This is a genomic window from Hyalangium sp., from assembly GCF_045802625.1.
GTDB lineage: Bacteria > Myxococcota > Myxococcia > Myxococcales > Myxococcaceae > Hyalangium.
Genome location: NZ_JBJMQP010000175.1, coordinates 1 through 1,784 on the forward strand (window position 1 = coordinate 1; position 1,784 = coordinate 1,784).

Here is a 1,784-nt window from a genome sequence, read left to right on the forward strand (position 1 = left end):
GCGTGGCGGGTGATGGGCTGGAGGGGGCGGGGGGGTTACGGCACTCTCTACCGTGTCGAGCAGGTAGGCCGCGAAGAGGCGGGCCCGTTCGCGCTGAAGTTGGCCATCCACCCCGGGGATGAGCGCTTCGCCCGCGAGGCCTGGCTGCTGTCGCGCATCGTCAGCCCTCACGTTCCGCGGCTCCACGCGCAGGGTGTGTGGGAGCATCCCTCGGGGGCCTATCCGTATCTCGTGATGGATTGGGTGGAAGGCGAGGCACTGTATGAGTGGGCGGACAGGCGCAATCCCAGCTCACGCGAGGTGCTGAAGCTGCTGACGCAGGGCGCGAGGGCGCTGGCGGCCACGCATGCGGCCGGTGGCGTACACCGCGACGTGAAGGGCGACAATGTCTTGGTGCGGCCGGATGGCCGGGCCTTCCTGACGGACTTCGGGGCAGGGCACTACCGAGGCGCCGCCACGCTCACCTCGAAGCTGTGGCCCCCGGGCACCCAGGCCTACCGCAGCCCCGAGGCGTGGGCATTTCTCATCACGTTCCGCCATCATCCCACGGTGCACTACCCGGCCAGCGCGTGTGATGATCTGTTCGCGTTGGGAGTGACGGCATACCGCTTGGTGACAGACGAGTACCCGCCGTCCACCCGTCCCGAGGATACCGGCTCCGAGATGTGGCGTGAGGGAGGGCCTGGGCCGCGTCCCCCGCGCGAGCTCAACCCGCGAGTCACTCCGGAGCTGGACTCTCTCATCCTGCGGCTGCTGTCTCCTGCACCCATCGAGCGTTTTCAGGGCAGCGCGCGGGAGGCGGCGGAGGCGCTGGAGCAGGCTGTGCAGGACACGGGGGCCGAGGCAGATGTTCCGTTGTTCTCCGTGGGGGACGAGCACCAGCCTCGATGGCGTTCGCCAGGGGCACTTCGTCTGGGAGCGGAGTGGGACGCGGCTGCGAGGGAGGAACTTGCGTTGCGCGAGGCCCAGGAGCGGAGCCGAGCCATTGCCGGCAGTCAGCAGGCTGAGCCCCATGTTCGCGTATCCGTATGGGGAGTGGAGATGGCGGTGGCCTTCCTGGGGTTGCTGCTCACAGGGCTCACCGTGGCGTGCCTGTACCGTGGGCCAGAGGTGGGGCGGGGCACCGCAAGCAAAGATTCCCACGAGCGAGGCTTCGTGGCGGTGGGAGACAGTGCCAGCACCGCTCCCGCCTCGACGCTGGCTCCCATGCCGCCGGAAAGCAGAGAGCCGACGATAGGGCAGCCACTACCCGAGAATCCCTTCCCCGGACAGCGCACACCTCCGTGTACGAGGAATGGCGAGGTGGAACTGCGTGGCGGCTGCTGGTACGCGCTCCGTGATGCGACGCTGCCTTGCCGGGAGGACGCATACGAGTGGAAGGGGGCGTGTTACCTGCCCTCCTTTCCGACCCGCCGCCAGACTACTTCGTACCCAGAGTAGGCGCTTCGGAGCAGAGATGGAGAACTCAGATATTTGTGGCCGGGGAAAGCGGCCTCCTCATCCCATCTATAGTGGTAGTTTCCTCTGAAGGACGAAGCCTCCCCTTCGAGGCGATCTACCACTGTATTAGTACTACTCGGTCGCTTCCTCCTCGTTCCTAATGGCGTCCCCCTCATCTAGGGAGATGGCTTTATCAGGAGGGCGGCGGAAGCACGAGGCGCCGCACGAATATTTCCCTTCATTTGTCCGCCCCATAGCCAAAACCTGCTCCGCCGTTAGCCTGTAGATCAAGAAATCCGCATCATGCCGATAGGTCCTTATGACGCTCTCTTTGCCCAAGACTA

General features: G+C 65.6%; 2 protein-coding genes. One reads left to right on the forward strand and one right to left on the reverse strand.

All coding sequences use genetic code 11. The features are described 5' to 3' along the window. Positions 1 to 1,440 (forward strand): serine/threonine-protein kinase (locus ACJ8AT_RS30535; RefSeq protein WP_407741457.1); only part of this gene is annotated, 1,440 nt, incomplete at its 5' end. Positions 1,441 to 1,572: 132 nt separating this feature from the next. Here the strand turns inward: ACJ8AT_RS30535 and ACJ8AT_RS30540 are convergent. After that, positions 1,573 to 1,784 (reverse strand): hypothetical protein (locus ACJ8AT_RS30540; protein ID WP_407741458.1); only part of this gene is annotated, 212 nt, incomplete at its 5' end.